Annotated in this window: 17 protein-coding genes; 4 read left to right on the top strand and 13 right to left on the bottom strand. The window is 71.2% G+C overall.

Translation table 11 applies throughout. The features are described from left to right. Positions 1–3: 3 nt before the first annotated feature. Both O1G21_RS12715 and O1G21_RS12710 read right to left on the bottom strand, forming a co-directional pair. On the bottom strand, positions 4–864 hold the full coding sequence (locus tag O1G21_RS12715; RefSeq protein ID WP_270143404.1) for an ABC transporter permease subunit: 861 nt from the start codon (positions 862–864) through the stop codon (positions 4–6). Continuing rightward, a complete protein-coding gene (locus O1G21_RS12710; protein ID WP_270143402.1) occupies positions 861–1,772 on the bottom strand; it encodes an ABC transporter ATP-binding protein in 912 nt (303 codons plus the stop codon). Before O1G21_RS12710 ends, O1G21_RS12715 begins: the two co-directional genes overlap by 4 nt. 134 nt (positions 1,773–1,906) lie before the next feature. On the opposite strand from O1G21_RS12710, the gene O1G21_RS12705 reads away from it, so the two are divergent. Next, on the top strand, positions 1,907–3,205 hold the full coding sequence (locus O1G21_RS12705) for a sensor histidine kinase (protein WP_270143400.1): 1,299 nt from the start codon (positions 1,907–1,909) through the stop codon (positions 3,203–3,205). Further along, on the top strand, positions 3,202–3,858 hold the full coding sequence (locus O1G21_RS12700) for a response regulator (RefSeq protein WP_270143398.1): 657 nt from the start codon (positions 3,202–3,204) through the stop codon (positions 3,856–3,858). The genes O1G21_RS12705 and O1G21_RS12700 overlap by 4 nt, the downstream gene beginning before the upstream one ends. A 203-nt stretch (positions 3,859–4,061) precedes the next feature. Here the strand turns inward: O1G21_RS12700 and O1G21_RS12695 are convergent, their stop codons facing one another. The 10 genes from O1G21_RS12695 to O1G21_RS12650 form a co-directional block, all read right to left on the bottom strand. Continuing rightward, a complete protein-coding gene (locus O1G21_RS12695) occupies positions 4,062–5,168 on the bottom strand; it encodes a hypothetical protein (RefSeq protein WP_270143397.1) in 1,107 nt (368 codons plus the stop codon). A gap of 394 nt (positions 5,169–5,562) precedes the next feature. Continuing rightward, on the bottom strand, positions 5,563–6,174 hold the full coding sequence (locus O1G21_RS12690) for a hypothetical protein (protein WP_270143396.1): 612 nt from the start codon (positions 6,172–6,174) through the stop codon (positions 5,563–5,565). Positions 6,175–6,380: 206 nt separating this feature from the next. Further along, positions 6,381–7,400 carry an N-acetylglucosamine kinase gene (locus O1G21_RS12685; protein ID WP_270143395.1) on the bottom strand — a complete coding sequence of 340 codons (1,020 nt, stop codon included), beginning with the start codon at positions 7,398–7,400 and terminating at the stop codon, positions 6,381–6,383. 110 nt (positions 7,401–7,510) lie between these two features. Next, positions 7,511–8,791, bottom strand: a complete 1,281-nt coding sequence (locus tag O1G21_RS12680; protein ID WP_270150948.1) for a 6-phospho-beta-glucosidase — start codon at positions 8,789–8,791, stop codon at positions 7,511–7,513. Between the two features lie 38 nt (positions 8,792–8,829). Next, the gene (locus O1G21_RS12675; protein WP_270143394.1) at positions 8,830–9,729 is read right to left on the bottom strand and encodes a carbohydrate ABC transporter permease; all 900 of its coding nucleotides are present in this window, start codon (positions 9,727–9,729) and stop codon (positions 8,830–8,832) included. A gap of 45 nt (positions 9,730–9,774) precedes the next feature. Next, positions 9,775–10,773 carry a carbohydrate ABC transporter permease gene (locus O1G21_RS12670; protein WP_270143393.1) on the bottom strand — a complete coding sequence of 333 codons (999 nt, stop codon included), beginning with the start codon at positions 10,771–10,773 and terminating at the stop codon, positions 9,775–9,777. Between the two features lie 24 nt (positions 10,774–10,797). Further along, on the bottom strand, positions 10,798–12,153 hold the full coding sequence (locus tag O1G21_RS12665) for an ABC transporter substrate-binding protein (RefSeq protein ID WP_405000633.1): 1,356 nt from the start codon (positions 12,151–12,153) through the stop codon (positions 10,798–10,800). A 96-nt stretch (positions 12,154–12,249) separates the two neighbouring features. Continuing rightward, a complete protein-coding gene (locus O1G21_RS12660) occupies positions 12,250–13,443 on the bottom strand; it encodes an ROK family transcriptional regulator (protein WP_270143392.1) in 1,194 nt (397 codons plus the stop codon). A gap of 1,139 nt (positions 13,444–14,582) precedes the next feature. Further along, positions 14,583–15,116, bottom strand: coding sequence for a GNAT family N-acetyltransferase (locus O1G21_RS12655; protein ID WP_270143391.1), 534 nt, complete (start codon positions 15,114–15,116; stop codon positions 14,583–14,585). 10 nt (positions 15,117–15,126) lie between these two features. Continuing rightward, positions 15,127–15,816, bottom strand: coding sequence for a hypothetical protein (locus O1G21_RS12650; RefSeq protein ID WP_270143390.1), 690 nt, complete (start codon positions 15,814–15,816; stop codon positions 15,127–15,129). A 297-nt stretch (positions 15,817–16,113) separates the two neighbouring features. Here O1G21_RS12650 and O1G21_RS12645 point away from each other — a divergent pair, with 297 nt between their 5' ends. After that, entirely contained in the window at positions 16,114–17,355 is a 1,242-nt protein-coding gene (locus O1G21_RS12645; RefSeq protein WP_270143389.1) for a tetratricopeptide repeat protein, read from the top strand. Positions 17,356–17,394: 39 nt separating this feature from the next. On the opposite strand, the gene O1G21_RS12640 is transcribed toward O1G21_RS12645, so the two are convergent. Continuing rightward, positions 17,395–18,552, bottom strand: coding sequence for a mechanosensitive ion channel family protein (locus O1G21_RS12640; protein WP_270143388.1), 1,158 nt, complete (start codon positions 18,550–18,552; stop codon positions 17,395–17,397). 536 nt (positions 18,553–19,088) lie between these two features. On the opposite strand from O1G21_RS12640, the gene O1G21_RS12635 reads away from it, so the two are divergent. Beyond that, a complete protein-coding gene (locus O1G21_RS12635; RefSeq protein WP_030287845.1) occupies positions 19,089–19,733 on the top strand; it encodes an HNH endonuclease in 645 nt (214 codons plus the stop codon). The last annotated feature ends 23 nt before the right edge of the window (positions 19,734–19,756 follow it).

Raw genomic sequence — 19,756 nt, 5'->3', positions numbered from 1 at the left:
ACTTCAGACGTCCCGGCGCCGTACCACGACCACCGTCACCGCCACCGCGACGGCCGCCCACACCCCCATGGTGATCCACGAGTCCAGAACGCTCGGCGCGTACTTCCCCATGGTGGTCATGGAATCCGGCCTGATGGTGAGCCGTTGGACGGTGGCCAGCGGCAGGTGGGTGCCGATCTCCTTGAGCCACCGGTAACGGTCCCCGCCGAACATCAGCGGCAGAATGAACAGCAGGACCACCAGCGACACGATCGAGGCGGTGGCGTGCCGCAGGGCCGCCCCCAGCGCCATCCCGATCAGCGCGCAGACCGGCACGACCGCCGCGTAGGCGAGGACGGCCCGCAGGCAGCCGTGGTCGGTGATGGAGACCCCGACGTGCCGCGAGGCCAGCATCGCGTTGATGCCGAAGAAGGACGCCGTCGACACCACCGCCCCGGCCAGGGCGGTGATCCCGCCGATCAGCAGCACCTTGGCGGCGATCACGCCCCGCCGGTCCGGCACCGCTGCGAAGGTGGTGCGGATCATCCCGGTGGTGTACTCGCCGAACACGGTGATCGCGCCGAGACTCCCGGCCGCGACGGCCATCAGGTCGATGGCGATGCTGTTGAGGCCGTGCCACAGCGGGTCGTACCGGTACATCGGCATGCCGGGCAGCGGTGCGCTCGGATGGTCGATGTACGGCAGGTCGCTGTGGACGGCGTTGAAGTTGACGGCGATCGCGGCCAGCGAGGCGAGCGCCAGCACCCAGTACGTCGACCGCAGCGAGCGCAGCTTGATCCACTCGGCGGCGAGCAGGTCGGTGAACCGGGGCGCCGGCTCGGTGGCGCGGGCGGCCTCCGTGCGGATCAGGGTCATTGTGCTCATCGGGCCTCTCCAGCCAGGTACTCGACGCTGTCGGCGGTCAGGGACATGAAGGCCGACTCCAGGGACGACGTCCGGGTGGCGAGCTCGTGCAGCACCACGCCGTGGCGCTGCGCGAGCTCACCGATCCGCGCCGCCGGCATTCCGGTGACCACTGCGAACTGCGGCTCCACCAGGCCGACTTCGGCACCCTCAGCGCGCAAGGCATCGGCCAGCGGCGACAGTTCCGGCGCCCGCACGGTGACCGAGGTCTCCGCGTTGCGGGCCGAGAACTCCGCCAGGCTCTCGTCCGCGATCAGCCGGCCGCGGCCGATCACCACCAGCCGGTCGGCGGTGTGCTCCATCTCGGCCATCATGTGGCTGGAGACGAACACCGTCCGCCCCTCGTCTGCGAGCCGGCGGAACAGCCCGCGCACCCACAGCACGCCCTCCGGGTCCAGCCCGTTCAGCGGCTCGTCGAAGAGCAGCACCGGCGGGTCCCCGAGCAGGGCGCCGGCGATGCCCAGGCGCTGCTTCATGCCCAGCGAGAAGCCGCCGATCCGCCGCCCGGCGGCCTTGCCGAGCCCGACCTCGGCCAGCACCTCGTCGACCCGCCCGAGCGGGATCCGGTTGCTGCGGGCCAGCGCCGACAGGTGGGCCCGGGCGCTGCGCCCGCCGTGCACGTCGCTCGCGTCCAACAGGGCGCCGATGTGCCGCAGTCCGCGCGGCCGGCCCGCGAAGGGCACGCCGTCGACGGTGACGGTGCCCTCGGTGGGGGCGTTGAGGCCCAGGACCATCCGCAGCGTGGTGGACTTGCCCGCGCCGTTGGGGCCGAGGAAACCGGTGACGGCGCCCGGCCGGACGGTGAAGGTCAACTGGTCGACGGCCGTGGTGGCGCCGTACCGCTTGGTCAGTCGCTCGATCTCGATCACGGGGACAACGGTGCCGGTCGGGGCCGTGGTCGGACATCGGGCGGCGGGACACAACCGGGAGCGGCCGCCCCCGCCCCCGGGCTTACTCCCGCGGGCCAATGCGCCGCCGCACCGCCCGCCGCTACCATCGCGCCATGATCACCGAACCCCGCCCGCCCCTGCTCAGGCGCCTGCCCGCGGGCGTGTGGGTGGCGGCGTTCTGGACGAGCATCGTGGTGTTCCGGTTCTTCACCCGGGCCGAGGAACTGCGCCACCTCTTCGACTACCACGGCAACACCGAGGACATGCCCCTGGTGGTCACCGCCGTGGTCACCACCCTGGTGGCGTTCCTGCTGGTCCCGCTGCCGTTGGCGGCCGTCGCGGTGGCGCTGGCGGGTGGCGTCTACTCGCTCGGGATGTGGGAGGTCCCGGTGACGGCGCCGGTGCAGTTCCTGATCGCGGAAGCGGTGGTCGCCTACTGCGTGGTCACCCGGTCCCGCCCGGTGTCGGCGATCGCGACGGGGATGCCGCTGGCCCTGCTCGCCGGGCTGTACGTCTGGGGCGCCGTCAACGGCTACGTCGTGAACCCGTACGCCTACGGGGGCCTCGCCGCGACCGTCCTGATCGCCTGGCTGATCGGCAACACCGTCCGCCAGAGCCGCACCCACGCCGAGGCCCTGCGCGGCCGCGCCGCCGAGCAGGCCGTCACCGCCGAACGGCTGCGCATCGCCCGCGAGTTGCACGACATGGTGGCCCACAACATCGGCATCATCGCGATCCAGGCCGGCATGGGCAGCCGGGTCATGGACACCCAGCCCGCCGAGACCCGCAACGCGCTCGACGCCATCGAGGCCACCAGCCGGGAGACCCTGGCCGGTCTGCGCCGGATGCTGGGCGCGCTGCGGCGGGGCGAGGGGGAGTCCGCGCCGCTGGAAGTCGCGCCCGGGCTGGCCGAGTTGGACCGGCTGGTGGAGAAGACGGCGGGCGCCGGGGTGCGGGTCGCGCTCACCCGCGGCGGCGAAGCCCGGGCCCTGCCGCCCGAGGTGGACCTCGCCGCCTTCCGGATCGTCCAGGAGGCGGTCACCAACGTGGTCAAGCACTCCGGCACCCGCGACTGCCAGGTCACGGTCGAGTACGGCACGGAGCGACTCGCCGTCACCGTCGTCGATCTGGGCGCGGGCACGCCCACCCACACCCCCGGCACCGGCTACGGCCTGGCCGGCATGCGCGAGCGGGTCGCCCTGCTGCACGGCGAGTTCAGCGCCGGCCCGCGTCCCGGGGGCGGCTTCCGGGTCGCCGCGCGCTTGCCGATCCCCAAGGCGCCCGAAGCACCCGAAGATCCCGAAGCACCCGAAGTAGGCGAAACTTCCGAATCTTCCAAAAAAGCTGAAACTTCCGCAACACCCGCACCATCGGGAAGAACCGAAGAATCCGCCCTGGAGGTGGGACCGTGATCCGCGTCGTCCTGGTCGACGACCAGCCGCTCATCCGCACCGGCCTGCGCGTGCTCATCGCCGACGCCCCCGACCTGGAGGTGGTCGGCGAGGCCGGCAACGGCGCCGAGGCCGTCGAACTGGTCACCCGGCTGCGCCCCGACGTCGCCGTGATGGACATCCGGATGCCCGGCATGGACGGCATCGAGGCCACCCGCCGGATCCTCGCCGACCCCGAACTGCCCACCCAGGTGCTCGTCCTCACCACCTTCGACGACGACGACTACGTGTACGGCGCGCTGCGCGCTGGGGCGAGCGGCTTCCTGGTCAAGGACCTCGCCCTGGAGACCATCCTGGACGGCGTCCGGGTGGTCGCCGCCGGCGACGCCCTGCTCGCCCCGGGCATCACCCGCCGCCTGATCGGCGAGTTCGCCGCCCGCCCGGACGCCTCCGCCCGGCCCCGGAAGTCCGCCGAGGGCATCACCGAGCGCGAGCGCGAGGTGCTCACCCTGGTCGGCCGCGGCCTGTCCAACACGGAGATCGCCGAGGAACTCACCATCAGCGTGGCCACCGCCAAGGCGCACGTCGCCCGGCTGTTCACCAAGCTGGACGCCCGCGACCGGGTCCACCTGGTCATCCACGCCTACGAGTTCGGCCTCGTCGCGCCGTCCTAGCGCCGTCCCGGCGCCCTCGTCGCGCCGCCCTGGCGCCGTCCTGAAAAGATGCCGCGGACAGCGCGAAGCGCCGGGGTGGGCCCGCACAAACCCACCCCGGCGCCGCTCCGGATCCTCAGGGCACGAGACCCCTCAGCCCGCTCGGATCCACCGGATCAGACGATCCCCGAGCTGCCCCACGCTGCTCGGGGGCGCTGCTCAGGTCAGGGGACGATCGGGTGCGAGATCTCGCAGCCGCCCGCACCGCCGTTGTAGTCGTTCGCCCAGGTGCCCTGCATCGCGAACGAGCCGGTCGCGAAGGCCACGTTCTGCGCGCCGCCGACGCCGCCGGTGCCCTTCCAGGCGCACTTGTCGGCGTTCTCGTAGCCGGTCGAGTCGGTCCAGCCGCCGGCCGGGTTCTGGTCGGTGACGGTCTCCGAGTACTCGTGGCCGAACACCATGGTCACGCCGTCCAGCAGGCCCGCGGTGCCGCTGTTGACGTAGTTCTGGCCGCAGGAGGTGCCCATGTCGGTCACGTACGGGTCGTTGCTGAACGCCACGTCACCGTACGGCGAGGTGGCCGCGCCGCCGGTCAGCGTGGTGTCGCCGTTCCAGTCGTGCCAGGCGCAGAAGTTGCCGGTCGAGGTGTTGAAGCCGTCCGGGTGGGTGCCGGTCGGGGAGAGCACCACGTACTGCGCGTTGCGGTTGGCGGCCGCGGTGGTGTTGCCGAAGTGCCCGGCGGCCTTGATGGCCTCGTTGGCGATCTGGTTGCCGGTGGCCTGCCCCGGGGCGGCGGCGGAGTTGTCCACCCAGACACCGGCCAGCGCGCCGCCGGTCGGGTAGCCGACGTGCGCGGCGGTCGACGGGCAGCTGGTGGCGCCCTTGGTGATGCCCTCGCAGTACTGGGTCATGACGCCGGACCAGGTCTCGTTGTTGGTGCCGAGGCCCTTGTACAGCTGCTGGGCGCGGACGGCCTCGCCCGACGGGTCACCGGAGAGGGTCGTGTAACCGTTGGCGTCGGTGCCCGCGGTGCCCCACTGGGAACCCCAGAAGATCACGTAGACCTTCGGCGCGCCGGTGGTGACGCCGATGCCGTCGACACCGCCGCCGAAGTGCAGGTTGGAGGTGCGCTGCGCCGACGCGGTCTTGCTCGCCTCCTTGGTGGGGACGACGCCGTGCCGGTACGGGTGGCTCTGTCCGGCGAACTCGCTGCCCGGCTGGTCGGCCTGGGCGGCCGGGGCGGCGGCGAAACCGGTGGCGGCCAGCGCCAGCGCGCTGAGCCCGGTCAGGGCCCGGACTCGTGCCCGGCGGGAGGTGGGGGACATGCCCATCGTGAGGGTTCCTCTCTACATGCCGACCGCACACCGGTAGGGCGCGGCGACACCGTGGGGGACAAATGGGGAGGAGCGACGACGGCGAACCGGTTGCCACCGACCGTTCGTCATGAACAGTCAGCGAAGCGGGGATGGGGGACCGGTTCACTGCCGACGGCGGGAAGCAAAGCACCGCCGTCGAAACCGGGTCAACGACGCCGATAGTAAGACCAACCCCAAGGACGGCCCCGAAAAACGTATCGAAAGCCAAAAGCCCCCAGCTGACAACACGTTGATGCGCGTAGCGACGGCGAATCTCAACAGTTGAAGGGGGCTTTTACACCGTATTGCCCTCCCCACGACCTGCACGAATCGCCCACCCCGGCCCCCTTCCCAGCCCCGGCTCGGTGCCCTACGGTGTCGGCACCTCGACCTCGGAGATCCGCATGATCCGGCCGTGCGAGTCCAGGACCACGTCGTAGGCGTTGCCGTAGCAGGCGTAGGGGTCGGCCGGGTCGCGTTCGGCGAGGCAGTCGTTGAGGTGGGTGACCAGTTCGTCCAGCTCGACGGGCTTGGCCGCCTCCTCGTGCGGGCGGTCGACCAGGGTGGCGGTGACACCGGCCGCGGCGAAGCCGTAGTGGACGGGGGTGCCGGTGGGCTCGTAGTGCGGCGGGGTGCAGGCGAAACGGGCTGGCTGGGCGGTGAGTTCGGCCGGGCCGGCGGCGACCACGATCAGCACCTGGTGGCCGGGGGTGACCACCGGAGCCGTGCACTCCGGGGCGGGGGTCTCGGCGGCCTCGGGGGCTTCGGGGGCGGCGACGGCACCGGCAGCGGCGTAGCTGCCGTCGTCGGCGAGGTCGTCATCGTCGTCCAGCGGGTCGTCCGCGCCGTCGTCGGCGAGGGCCGCGGCGGAGGAGGCGGCGGCCACCGTCGGGCGGGAGTCGGCGGGGGTGCAGCCGGTGAGACCGGCCAGGGCGGTCGCGGTCAGTGCGGCGGCGGCGAGGAGGATGCGGGGCACGGCCATGGCACAAGTCTCCCCGGGCGTCGGTGGTGGTCGGCACCCGGGTACACGACCGGCGCGCGCCGCACAGTTCCCGCCCTACCGAACGGGTCCCGTTCCCACCGAACGGTTCCCGCCCCCGGCCGAACGGTTCCCGCCCCCACCGGATGTGCGGATCCGGCGGGGGCGGGAGGTCTCAAAGGCCCACGCGGGCTCGGATCGACACGGCATCAGGCCGCGATCACCCGCCGCGCCTCGTACACCCCGCGCACCCGAGCCTGCGCCGCCGCGCCCGCGCCCAGGTGGTCGAGCCCCAGCAGCGCCGCACCCAGCACCGGCGGCGCCACGACCACCCGAGGCTCGGCCAGCGGGGCGGCCCGTGCCAGCCGCGCCGTCAGGTTGTCGAGCAGCAGCGGTTGCCGGGAGGCGAGCACCCCGCCGCCGAGCACCACCGGGGCGGGCGAGTCCAGCAGTTCCAGCCGTCCGAGCGCCACCACGGCCAGCCGGACGATCTCGTCCGCCTGCCGGTCGATCAGTTCCAGGGCGACGGCGTCCCCCTCGCCCGCGACCGCGAACAGCACCCGGACGATCTCGTGCAGCCGCATGGTCGGCAGGTGCCCGAGGTGGACGGCCTCGGCGACGGCCCCGGCGCTGGGCAGGCCGAAGTGTTCGGCGATGGCCCGGGCCAGTGCGGTGGGCCCGCCCCGCCCGTCCTCGGCGCGTACGGCGTGCCACATGCTGTTGACGGCGAGCCCGGCGCCGCCTCCCCAGTCGCCGGTGAGCTCGCCGAGCGCCGGGAAGCGGGCGGTGCGCCCGTCCGGCAGCAGGCCGACGCAGTTGATCCCGGCGCCGCAGACCACCGCGACCCCGCGCGGGCCGTCGGTGCCGGCCCGCAGCAGGCCGAAGGTGTCGTTGACGACGGTGTTGCTGAGGCCCCACGGGTGCGATTCGAGGGCGGCGCGCAGCGCCTCCTCCTCGACCGGCAGGTCGGCGTTGGCCAGGCAGGCGCTGACGTGGCTGGTGAGCACGCCGCGGAAGCCGGGGTGGCCGGCCGCCGCGGCGGCCTGTTCGACCAGGGGGGCGAGGCCGGCCACGGCCGCGGCGCCGCCGATCTTCTGGGGTGCGAAGCCGCCGCCGCGGGCGGTGCCGAGGACGGTGCCGTCGGCGCCGATCAGGGCGACGTCGGTCTTGGAGTTGCCCGCGTCGATGGCGAGGACGCCGGGCAGGAGTGGTTCGGGCTGGTGGGTCATCGAGGTCCCCGCGGCTCGTACGTGGCCCGGCCGCGGAGCCCCGGCCGGGGTTGGTCGGTCTCCTCGCGGTGCCCGGCCCGCCGTCTCGAGCGGGCCGGGCACCCGGGCGCTCAGGCCCAGGCGAGGTGCTCGCGGTTGTGGGCGAGCAGCCGGTCCGTGAGCTGGTCGGCGAGTTCGATCTGGCCGACCAGCGGGTGGGCGAGCAGGGCGTCGAAGACCCGGTCGCGTCCGCCGTGCAGGGCGGCGTCGAGCGCGAGGTGCTCGTACGAGGTGACGGCGGCGATCAGTCCGGCGAACAGCGGCTCGACCGGCCGCTGCGGCAGCGGCCGCACCCCGGCGGCGTCCACCTCGGCCGGGACCTCGATGACGGCGTCGTCCGGCAGGAAGGGCAGCACCCCTTCGTTGCGGGTGTTGACCACCTGGACGGACGTCCCGCCGCCGGTCCCCAGCAGGGCCGAGATCAGCTGGACGGCGGCCTCCGAGTAGAAGGCCCCGCCGCGCTTGCCGAGCAGCTCGGGCTTGGTGTCCAGCGCGGGGTCGGCGTACAGCTCCAGCAACTGCCGTTCGATCTCGGCGACCTGCGCCGCGCGCGAGCCCTGGGCCTTGAGTTCCTCGACCACCGGGTCGTGCTGGTAGAAGTACCGCAGGTAGTACGAGGGCACCACACCGAGCCGCTGGACGAAGGCCTGCGGCAGGTGCAGGTCGTCGGCGATCTCCCTGCCGAAGTCCCGCAGCAGCGAGGGCAGCACCTCCCGCCCGTTCACCGAACCGGGGGAGTCCAGCAGGGTCACCCCGCGCTCCCAGGTGAGGTGGTTGAGCCCGACGTGGTCCAGCCGGACCAGCTCCGGGTCGACCCCCAGGTGGGCCGCGAACCTGCGCTGGAAGCCGATCGCGACGTTGCACAGCCCGACGGCCTTGTGGCCGGCGTTCCGCAGGGCCCGGGTGACGATGCCGACCGGGTTGGTGAAGTCGACGACCCAGGCGTCCGGGTTGGTCCGGCGGACCTGCTCGGCGATGTCCAGGACGACCGGCACCGTGCGCAGCGCCTTGGCGAGCCCGCCCGCGCCGGTGGTCTCCTGGCCGACGCAGCCGCACTCCAGCGGCCAGGTCTCGTCCTGGTTGCGCGCGGCCTGGCCGCCGACCCGCAGTTGGAGCAGTACGGCGTCGGCGTCCGCGACGCCCGCCGTCAGGTCGGTGGTCACCGACACCGCGGCGGGGTGCCCCTGCCGGGCGAAGATCCGCCGGGCGAGGCCGCCGATCAGCTCCAGCCGCTCGGCGGCCGGGTCGATCAGCACCAGTTCGCCGATCGGCAGGGTGTCGCGCAGCCGCGCGAAGCCGTCGATCAGCTCCGGGGTGTACGTCGAACCACCGCCGACGATGGCCAACTTCAGTGCGGACGTCTTCAGCGCGGACGTCTTCAGTGCGGACATCAGCCCTTGACCCCTGTCAGTGTCACGCCTTCGATGAAGGCCTTCTGCGCGAAGAAGAAGAGGACGATCACCGGGGCCATCACCAGCAGGGTGGCGGCCATGGTGAGGTTCCAGTTGGTGTGGTGGGCGGCCTTGAACGACTCCAGGCCGTAACTGAGCGTCCAGGCCTCGTGGTTGTCGCTGGCGTAGATCTGCGGGCCGAAGTAGTCGTTCCAGCAGTAGAAGAACTGGAACAGGGCGACGGCGGCGATGGCCGGCTTGGCCATCGGCAGGACGACCCGCAGGAGGGTGCGCAGATCGCCGCAGCCGTCGATCCGGGCGGCCTCGAGGTACTCCTTGGGGATGGTCAGCAGGAACTGGCGCAGCAGGAAGATCGAGAACGCGTCGCCGAAGGCCGTCGGGATGATCAGCGGCCAGAGCGAGCCGCCCAGGCCCATCTGCTTGGCCCAGAACAGGTACATCGGGATGACGGTGACCTGCGGCGGCAGCATCATCATCGCGATGACCGCCATCAGCGCCAGGTTGCGGCCGCGGAAGCGGAACTTGGCGAGCGCGTAGGCGACCGGCAGGCTGGAGAGGACGGTGAGCAGGGTGCCGGCGCCGGCGTACACCAGGGTGTTGCGCCACCAGGTGAGGAAGCCGGGGGTGTCCCAGACCTTGCCGTAGTTGCCCCAGTTCCAGGAGGCGGGCCAGTAGTCGGTGGTGAGCGCCTGCTGGTCGTTCATCACCGAGGTGAGGAAGACGAAGACGAAGGGCAGCAGGAAGAACAGCGCGGCGGCGATCGCCAGCGCGTGCACGGCCACCCAGTTGAGCAGCGCGCGGCGCCGGGCGGCCCGGGCGGCGGCGCTGCCGCCGGCGGTGCGGGCCGGCGGCTCGGTCAGTGTGGAGCTGGGAGTCATGACAGGGTCCTCATCCGTCCGCTGGTCGTCGCTCTGGTCGTGGCGCTAGTCGTCGCTCGCCATGAAGCCGGACCGGCGGCGGAGCAGGATCGAGGTGACGGCCATCGAGATGGCGAACAGCACCAGGGCGACGACGCAGGCGGCGCCGTAGTCGAAGCGCTGGAAGCCGAGGTTGTAGACCATCTGCGGCAGGGTCCAGGTGGAGCCCTGGGGATAGCCGGGCTCGAACTGCTGCCCGGAGTTGCCGGCGATGCCGCTGGCGACCTTCCCGGCGACGATCGCCTGGGTGTAGTACTGCATGGTCTGGATGACCCCGGTGACCACCGCGAACATGATGATCGGCGAGATGTTCGGCAGCGTGACGTACCGGAACCGCTGGAACGGGCCGGCGCCGTCGAGTTCGGCCGCCTCGTACTGCTCCTGGGGGACGTCCAGCAGCGAGGCCATGAAGATGACCATCAGGTCGCCGATGCCCCACATGGCGAGCAGGGTGAGCGCGGGCTTGGACCAGTCCGGGTCGGCGAACCAGCCGGGCTGCGGCAGCCCGAGTTCGCCGAGCAGGTGGTTGAGCGGGCCGGTGCCGGGGTTGAGCAGGAAGGCGAAGGCGACCGTGGCGGCCACCGGCGGGGCCAGGTAGGGCAGGTAGAAGACGGTGCGGAAGAAGCCGGCGCCGGTCTTGACCTTGGTGATGAGCAGCCCGATGCCGAGGCCGAAGGCGACCCGCAGGGTCACCATGACCAGCACCAGCCACAGGGTGTTGCGCAGGCCCTGCCAGAAGGTCGGCAGCTCGTCGAGGACGTAGTCCCAGTTCTTGAGGCCGTTGAAGGCCGGGGCGCCGAAGCCGTTGTACTGGGTGAGGGAGAAGTAGGCGGTGGAGACCAGCGGGTAGACGAAGAAGACGCTGACCCCGATCAGCCAGGGGGAGAGGAAGGCGAGGGTGCGGGCCGTCTCCCGGCGGCGCTTCCGGCGCAGCAGGTGCTGCGTGGCGGGCGCCGCCGGGGTGGTCGCCCCAGCGCCCTTGCGGGTGCCGAACGCGAGTGACATGGGGAGCTCCGTGGGCCGTTCCCGCTACTTCGCCTGGGCGATGTCGGTGTCGATCTGCTTGGCGGTGGCGGCGAGGCCCGCCTGGACGTCGGTCTGCTTGCCCGACTCGATGTCGTAGCCGAGGTTCTGCAGGGAGACGATGTAGCCGCCGCCGTTGACGCTGGCCGGGGTGGTGCCCGAGTTCGGGTTCTTGGCGACGTCCAGGAAGGTCTTGAAGCTGGGGTCGCTGACCAGCTTCGGCGAGCTGAGCGCGTCGAAGGTGCTGGGCACGTTGTGGATCGCGTTGGCGAAGTCGACCACGGCGTCGGTGTCGGTGGTCAGGAACTTGACGAACTCCCAGGCCGCGGCCTGCTTCTTGCTGGTGCTGGCGATGCCGACGATGGTGCCGGTCTGGTAGCCGCGGCCGTAGCTTGCGGCCTGGTCGTCCGGGACGGGGAACGGCGCGGTGGCCCAGTCGAAGTCGGGCTTGTTCTCGGCGAGCGAGGCGGTGCGCCACTCGCCGTCGATGGCCATCGCGACCTGGCCGGTCTGGAAGGGGTTCTTGGCGCTGAACTCCTCGCCGAAGGTGGCCCGGTACTTGTCCAGCCTGGCGTAGCCGCCGAGCTGGTCGACCAGGCCCTTCTGCCAGTTGAGCATCGCCGCGACCTTGGGGTCGGTGGCGAGGTTCGACTTGCCGTCGGCGCCGAAGTAGGTGGCGCCGTACTGGCCGAGGAAGTGCTCGGTGGTGGACTCGTAGCCGTGGTACAGCGGCATGAAGCCGAGCTGTTTGTACGAGTCGCCGTCGGCGATGGTCAACTTCTTGGCGTCGTCGGCGAACTCGCTGAACGTCTTGGGCGGGTTCGCGATCCCGGCCGCGGCGAAGGCCTTCTTGTTGTAGTACAGCCCGTAGGCGTCGCCGAGCAGCGGCAGCGAGCACTGGTTGCCCTGGAACCGCGTGTAGTCGAGCATCGCGGCCGGGAAGGTCCTGGCCGGATCGATGCCGCTCTTCTGCAGCTGGGGCTTGAGGTCGACGAAGGCCTTGGTCGAGCAGAACATGCCGACGTTGTTGGTGGTGAAGGAGGACACCACGTCCGGCGCGTCGTCGCCGCCGGCCCGCAGGGCCTGGTTGACCTTGTCGTCCGCGACGTTGCCCACCGGCTTGACGTGGATGTTGGGGTGGGCCCTCTCGAAGGCGGCGATGGTGTCGTTGATCGCCTTCACCTCGCTGTCCTGGCTCCAGCCGTGCCAGAAGGTGATGGTGACGTCCTTGCCGCTGGCGGAGTCGTCGCTGCCGCCCGACTCGCTGGAACCGGTGCAGGCGGAGGCGAACAGGGCCAGGACTGCGCCGCCGGCGACGGCGGCGATCGTGCGGCGGCCTCTGCGGGAGGTGGTGGGGTGCACTTCGAGGTCCTCCTGGGGGTGCGCGGGCAGGCGTCATCGCCTCGTGGCCCGCGTAGGGGGTCGGGGAGCGGTGGGTGCAGGAGCGCGGGGAGTGGATCAGGAGTGGGTGGAGAAGACCGACTCGCGGGCGTCCGTGAGGGCACGCTGCAGGGCGCCGAGCAGGACGGGCGAGCCGGGCAGGGCACTGCTGCGGATCTCCGGACGGGCGAGGCAGATCCGGGCCAGTTCGTCCTCGACGAGCGCGCGCAGCCGCATTCCGCCGGCGCTCGGCACCGCGCCGGAGAGGACCACCAGCTGGGGGTCGACCACGGCGACGATCACGGACAGCCCGACGGCGAGCCGTCCGGCCAGTTCGGTGAGGAAGGCGTCACCGGCGCCCGGGGTCTCCAGGGCCTTGGCGATCGACTCCTCCGCGCTGGGCGCGCCGAGCCCGTGCTCGCGCGCCAGGGCCCGGACGGCGGGTGCGCCGACCTGGGCCTGGAAGCCGCCGAACTTGCGGCGGCGGGCGTCCCACTCGACCGGTGAGCCGGGCACCGGCATGTAGCCGACCTCGCCGGCGCCGCCGGTGAAGCCGCGGTGCAGCCGCCCGGCGAGCACGATCGCGGCGCCGACGCCGGCCCCGGCCCAGAGCAGGACGAAGTCCTCGAAGCCGGCCGCCGCGCCGGAGACCTGCTCGGCGACCGCGGCCAGGTTCACGTCGTTCTCGATCGACACCGGCGCGCCGATCGCCTCGGTCAGCTCCTCGACGAGTCTGGGCGAGTGCCAACCGGGCAGGTGGGAGGCGTAGTGCAGCTTGCCGGTCACCGGATCCGGCGCTCCGCCGACGCCGATCGCGACGGTGCGCAGGCTCCCCGCCGGCAGCCCGGCGACGCGGACCGTCTCGGCCACGGCGGCGGCCACCCCCGGCACGGTCTCCGCGGCCGGGACGCCCCTGGTGGACACGCTGTGCTCGGCCACCGTGCCGCCGGTGATGTCGGCGACGGCGACCCTGATCCCACTGTTGGTGACGTCCACCCCGGCGACGTAGCCGGCAGCCGGATTCACCTGGTACAGCTGCGCGTTGGGCCCCGGCCCACCCTCGGTGGTACCCACCGGCACCACCAGCCCGGCCGCCTCCAGCCGCGCCAGCAACTGGGACGCAGTGGGCTTGGACAGCCCGGTCAGCGCCCCGATCTGGGTACGGGACAGCGGCCCGTTCTCCAGCAACAGTTCGAGGGCGGCGCGGTCGTTGATGGCGCGCAACAGACTGGGGGTGCCGGCGAGGGGAGCCTTGGCGGTGCTCTTGGTCATGCCCGGAATCCTCCCCTCCCGACCGATCGACGTGAACTGTTAGGAAACTTTCCAGTCGCTTGGTACAGGACCGTACGGTCCCCCTCAGCGGGGTGTCAATGCCTGACGGTGCGCCAGATGCCGAAGCGTTACCGGCAACCCGAGAGCCCGTGCCCCCGCCCCGGCGCGACCGGCTGCACACTCGTTCGGCCTTTGAAGGGAATTATGTTAAATAAAGGAAGCGGATCACCCTCCATGAATAAGAGGGGGTGATCCGCCAATGAACGAGGCGCGGAAGAAGGCTGCGACTATGACGGGCCCCTCGGTAGATCGAGGGGCCCGCCACAAGAAGCCCCCAATCATTATCCGGGATAGAGGAAGGCTCTACTTTTTGCTGCCCGCCTCGCCCGGGTGGCGAGGCGGGCGGCATCGAAAGGTAAACCCACCCACCCGTCGCCCCTGTCGCCCGTCGCCGCTTCGGCATGGCCGAAGCGGCGACGGCATTTCCGGGACCCTGCGCAGGAAGTCGGCCAGACCGACTTCCTGCGCAGAAGTCAAGGAGACAGTGGGCCATTTTCTTTCTGTTCTTGATGTCCCCTTAGGATGTCGAGGGGGCGCTGAAATTTTGCTATTCCGGGTGTCGTCCCCCAGCGCGCCGTGGAACGACACCCGCAGCGACGGGTGGGCGGTCCTGCCGGCGGCGGCCGGGCCGCTCGAGCCCAGGGGAAGGCAAAGCGAACAGCGAAAACCGGGCTGGCCCGCGCCCTGGATCTGGTCCGCCAGGTCTTTCGCGAACGCGCCAGATCACCGGCTGGAGGGCGCACCAGTAGGTCGAAGGTCAGGCGGCTTGGGCCCGGTCCAACCCGGCGGCACGCGACTGCGCGAGCCAGACGAGCCGCGAGGTGATCCCCGGCCGCCCGGAGAAGTGGCGCAAGGCTCGTTCGGGAGACGCGAGGGTCATCCGCGCCCGCCTGTCGATGCCGATCACGTGCGTCGGCCCGTCGTCGTCGACGAGCCGTGCTCGGCATCAAGGAAGGCGAGTTCGACCACCTGACAAGGTAGTTCCCTGGGTGGCCCGCCTGCGCGTACCGAGAAGCGACAAGGGAAGCATCGAGGCACGAGCAAACAGCGGACGAATCCGTCCGGGGCCAAGTAGCGGGCTATCGGACCATGTAGCGGTACACCGGGGCCCCTTCCCAGGCCGGGGGCTTGTCGCCCAGGTCTCGATAACCGAGGGCTTCGTACATCTTCATCGCAGCATGTGCTTCGGGCCGGACCGCAAGCGTCACGCGCTCCACCTGGGCCCCTTTGAGTACGGCTGCGTGCAGTTCCCGGCCCAACCCCCGCCGACGCTGCTCCGGAGCCACGGCGATTTCTCGGATCACGAACGTTCGATGTCCGTCTTCGCGGGTGAAGCCCTCGTCCAAGCCGAGGCCGTTCCACCAACGGCTGTCCGGCTGGAGCAGGACACCGAAAGCGAACCCGACCAACGCAGCACCTGAGCGAGCCAGCACCAGTCGGAAGCCGGGCATGGTCCGGAACGACTCGTAGCCCTGCAGGAATCCGGCCAGGTCGCGGGGCCCCTCGAAGTAGGGCGGCTCCGCGAACACCTGCTCGTACAGCGGTGCTATCTCGTCCAGCGCTCGGGCAGCAGCATCCGGATCTGTGAAGGTCTCGAAGGCGGGCGTCTGCACGATTCTCCTTTTAGGCGATCAGGTGGGCGGTGCTGGCAGCGGCCAGGGAGGGATTCAACAGCTTCAGGTGGGCGTGCGCCTCCTCCATCGATGTGCGAGCCCGGCCGGACGACACCTCGGTCAGCAGGACGGCTCCCGAGGTGAGTTCGTGGGCCGACTCCTCGGCTTCACCTGCTTGCGCGAGCGCCCCGGCGAGGCTGAACCGCACCAGTGCCTCGTTCCGCGCGTAATTCGTTTCCTGGTGTTGGAGCGAGCGCCGCAGCCAGTCCACGGCCGCCTTGTGATGCCCCGCTTCCGTGAAGAGGGATGCCTGCGCCAGCGCCAACTCAGCCGGCCCGTGGAACACCGTCCAGTCGGGCACCGGTCGCTCGTGGCGTTCTTGCTCGAAGGTGCGAGTCGCCTGCGCCAATGTCGATCGGGCCCTGACGGGGTCGCCCATCATCGCGTGAGCACGGGCCTCCCGGGTCATCAGGATGGACATCAGCGATGGGGGCGCCCACGACGCGGCCTTCGACTGTGCGGCGCGGGCGAGATCGAGCGCGGTACCAGGCTCGCGTTCTCGAAGACTCATCAGCGCCATGGACGCCATCACCACTACGGCCAGCGAGTTGTCCTGCAGTTCCTCGGCTCGGGTGAGTGCGTGCTTCCAATGCTTCTTGGCCCGGACGTTGTCGCCGGCGTCGAAGGCCAGCCATGCCACGCCCTGATGGAGCGCCTGGTGAAGTCAGGCACCCCCTACGCGGAGCACGCCCGTTCTCTTCTCAGTGAACCCGTGACCGTGGCCGGACCGAACTGCGCCGCGACGACCTGACGCCCACTGAGCGCGCGAGCTTCCAGAGCGCCTACGACGAGGGCCTGCCGGCTGTCCGCTACCTCATGCGCGAACTCGAACTCCTGCGTGAGTACTTCTCCCCGCACGGAGTGGAGCTGCTGGCCGACCTGCGTCACCACACCGACCAGCTGTCACGCTGAGCAGAACCGAACGAAAGAAGATCCAGTGCTCAAGCACCTCATCGACCAGGACGACGGCCTGCGTATGGTCCCCACCGACTGGAACGAGCTGACCGCCGCAGTCGGCCAACTCCACGAGGAACTGCGGGCCTTGTCCGAGGAGAGCGACCCCGCGCGTGCTCGGGTCCTGACCAGGTGGATCGGCATCGGCCAGATGTGCCTGGGCCACCACGAGGAGGCCCGTACGATCCTCCGGCAGTCGCTCGACCTCGCCGCAGCGATCGGCAACACCCGGGCCGTCGTCGCCACCGTGCTCAACCTCGGTGACGCGCACCGCTACGCCGGTGACGTGCAGACTGCGGACGCGCTCTACCGCAGTGCCCTGAACACCGCGCGAAGCCAGCACCCGGAACTGGTTGACTTCGCGCTCCAGCACACCGGTAAGCACCTGATGGAACGCGGCGATCTCGCGGATGCCCAGGCCCATCTCCAAGAAGCGCTGCGGCTGCGGATCGCCAAGGGGGACGCCGAGCTGATCGAGTCCACGCAGGCCGCACTCGCTCGGGTGGAGACGTTGATCGGGCAGGCCGACGCATCGGCGGCAGACCTCGTCGCACCGAGCCTGTGGAGCCGCCAGTGGACCGCATGGCTCCGGTCCCGCACCACGGTCCGGACGCAGGCCCGGTGGGCAGAGGACCTCCCCGACCTCCGGGACGCTGTGCGCGGGCTCGCCGCGCACCAGCGCGCGCAACCGCGCCACCTGCGTGATCAGCCGTTTCCCGCTGAGCTGATCGCCGCCATGGCGGTGGAGGCCGAAGAGGCCGTCGCCGCTGACGGCTACCTCCACAACGGCAAGTGGAACGCGCCCGCCGACGACGCCGCGAACCGGTTCGCCGCACAGACCGATCTCGCCGCGGTCGTCGCACGGTCCACCGGCCTGAAAGTCGAGCAGCCGCACACCGGTGTCTACATCGGCTACGAGGAAGGGCAGTTCCTCGACTTCCACGTTGACGAGTTCGGATTCGGTGAGGTCAACCTGATCCTCTGCCTCAACCACGCTCGCCTCACAGGCGCGCCCAGGGCCAGCACCACCGTGTTCATCAACGCCGACGGCTATCTCGAATGCGATCTCGGCGTGGGTGACTGCGTCGTGTTCGACGGCGCACTCACGCCGCACGGCCGGACGCCACTCGGTGCCGGGGAAAGTGTCACCCTCATCAGCTTCGGCTTCCGCGCCCGTGATCAGGCTCTGCGCACGCTCACCAACCTCCCGCCGGTCCCCCGGTAGGGAAGGTGTGTATTCAGCCGATCCGATATCCCGTCCCGGTTACGGCTTCTGGAGCGTCGGGTCGTCCGTCGGCGGCTTGGGCTGCGGGATCGGCTCGGCCGCACGGTAGCGGGGCGAGGTCGGGTCGGACAGCGCCGACGGCGGCGAGGGCTCCACGGAGGTGATCGCCACCCCGGTGGCCACCGCCGTCGCCTCCTCCTTGACCTTGATGCCGGCCTGGTCGAAGGCGGTCTTCAGCCGCTGGCGCAGCGCCCGGGCGACCACCGGGGCCTTGCCCGGGGCGGTCCGGGCCTCGATCCGCACCATCACCGAGTCCGCCGCCACCGACTCCACGCCGAGGATCGACACCGGCGCCCAGACCAGTTCGTCGTACGGGGCCTCCTTGGACAGCCCCTCGGCGGTCTGCTGGATCAGGTCCTCGACCCGCTGCAGGTCCTCCTTGTAGCCGACCTGCACGTCCACCGAGGCGGTCGCCCAGCCCTGGCTCATGTTGGCGATCCGCTTCACCTCGCCGTTGCGGATGTACCAGATCTCGCCGTTGGCGCCGCGCAGCTTGGTCACCCGCAGGCCGACCTCCAGGACCGTGCCGGTGGCCACGCCGGTGTCGATCTCGTCGCCGACGCCGTACTGGTCCTCCATGATCATGAAGACCCCGGAGAGGAAGTCCGTCACCAGGTTGCGGGCGCCGAAACCGATCGCCACACCGGCCACCCCGGCGCTGGCCAGCAGCGGTGCCAGGTTCATCCCCAGCGCGGAGAGCACCATCAGCGCGGCCGTGCCCAGGATGGTGAAGGACGCCATGCTGCGCAGCACCGAGCCGATCGCCTCCGAGCGCTGCTGGCGCCGTTCCGGGTTCACCACCCCGTGGTTGGCCAGCAGTCCGCCGAGCCGGCTCTCCTCGTGCTGGTCGTGGCTGCGCGCCATCCGCGCTATCAGCTGGGTGATCAGCTTGCTCACCACGACCCGCAGCACCAGCGCCAGCACGATGATCAGGACGATCTGCAGGCCACCCGCCAGCCAGCTCGCCCAGTGGGTGTCGAACCAGCTGGCCGCCTGCTTGGTGGTGTCGGTGACGTCCTGCGCGCTGGTGGGGATCCGCAGCTGCGGCAGCTCCGGCGCGGTGGGGGAGGGGGCCGGCGTCGGGGTGGAGAACGCCGAGGACGCGTCGATCGGACCGGTGGCGCCGGAGCGGAACACGTGCGGGACCTTCCTTGCAGGGGGCGTGACCGGCCGCCGCCGCGCAAGCGGCCCGCGGACCGTGCGCCTTAGCCTATCCGTTACCGAACACCCTCCTGGACACGCCGACGGGCGTACGCACCATTCCGGACGCCCCGTCAACGCCCCGGTGCGCTCCCCCGGCCACCATCCCGGCACGGCCCCCGAACCACCCCCGCACCACCCCCGCACCACCGGCCCCACCACCGCCCCCACCACCCCGTACGGCCGCAGCCCCGCCGCCGTACGGCCCAACGGTCTGCTCCGACCGGCCGAGCCGCGCCCCGGCCCGGCCACCGCGCCCCGCCCCGGCGCCACCCGGGTGCAACCCGACCTTCCCCCGGGCATACCGGCTATGACACACACCACACCCGGAGTTCACACCAGCGCCGTTACACAGGAGTGGTGGCGCCGTACAACCGCGTAAGGCGACACTGGGGGAGATCGCGCACTCGTTGCGGGATCCAACCGCTCGTCCCGGCGCGAGCCACGCGCCGCAGGCGTCCAAGGAGGCATCCGTGCCGCATGTCCTGGTCCTCAACGCGTCCTACGAGCCACTCGGCGTCGTATCGATGCGCCGCGCACTCATCCTGGTCCTCAACCACAAGGCGGTCAGCCTGGAGGACACCGGAGTCACTCTGCACAGCGCCACCAGCGCCCTACCGGCGCCGTCCGTCGTCCGTCTGACCCGCTTCGTCCGGGTCCCGTTCTGCGGGCCCGTCCCGCTCACCCGCCGGGCGCTGTTCGCCCGCGACCACGGCCGCTGCGTCTACTGCGGGGCCGCCGCCACCAGCGTCGACCACGTCATCCCGCGCAGCCGGGGCGGCCAGCACCGGTGGGACAACGTGGTGGCGGCCTGCCGCCGCTGCAACCACACCAAGGCCGACCGCCACCTGACCGAACTCGGCTGGCGGATGAAACGCCCGCCCGCACCGCCCAGCGGCCTCGCCTGGCGGATCATCGGCACCGGGATCAAGGACCCGCGCTGGCGGCCCTACCTGGAACCGTACGGCGGCGGCGACCAGCTGCGCGCCCCGCAGTGGGGCGAGTACGAGCACCACGACCATACCGAGCCGACCCACTCCGTCCCGATCGGCCGGGCGCACGCCGCCCACCCCGCCCCCGTCCGCCGCGGCGAGCAGCCCGAACCGCTCTCCGCCTGACCGAAGCGACACAAAGGGCCCGC

Source organism: Kitasatospora cathayae (assembly GCF_027627435.1).
In the GTDB taxonomy this organism is placed as follows: Bacteria; Actinomycetota; Actinomycetes; order Streptomycetales; family Streptomycetaceae; genus Kitasatospora; species Kitasatospora cathayae.
Note: the sequence above shows the minus strand (reverse complement) of the source record. Positions and strands in the feature narration are given on the sequence as shown.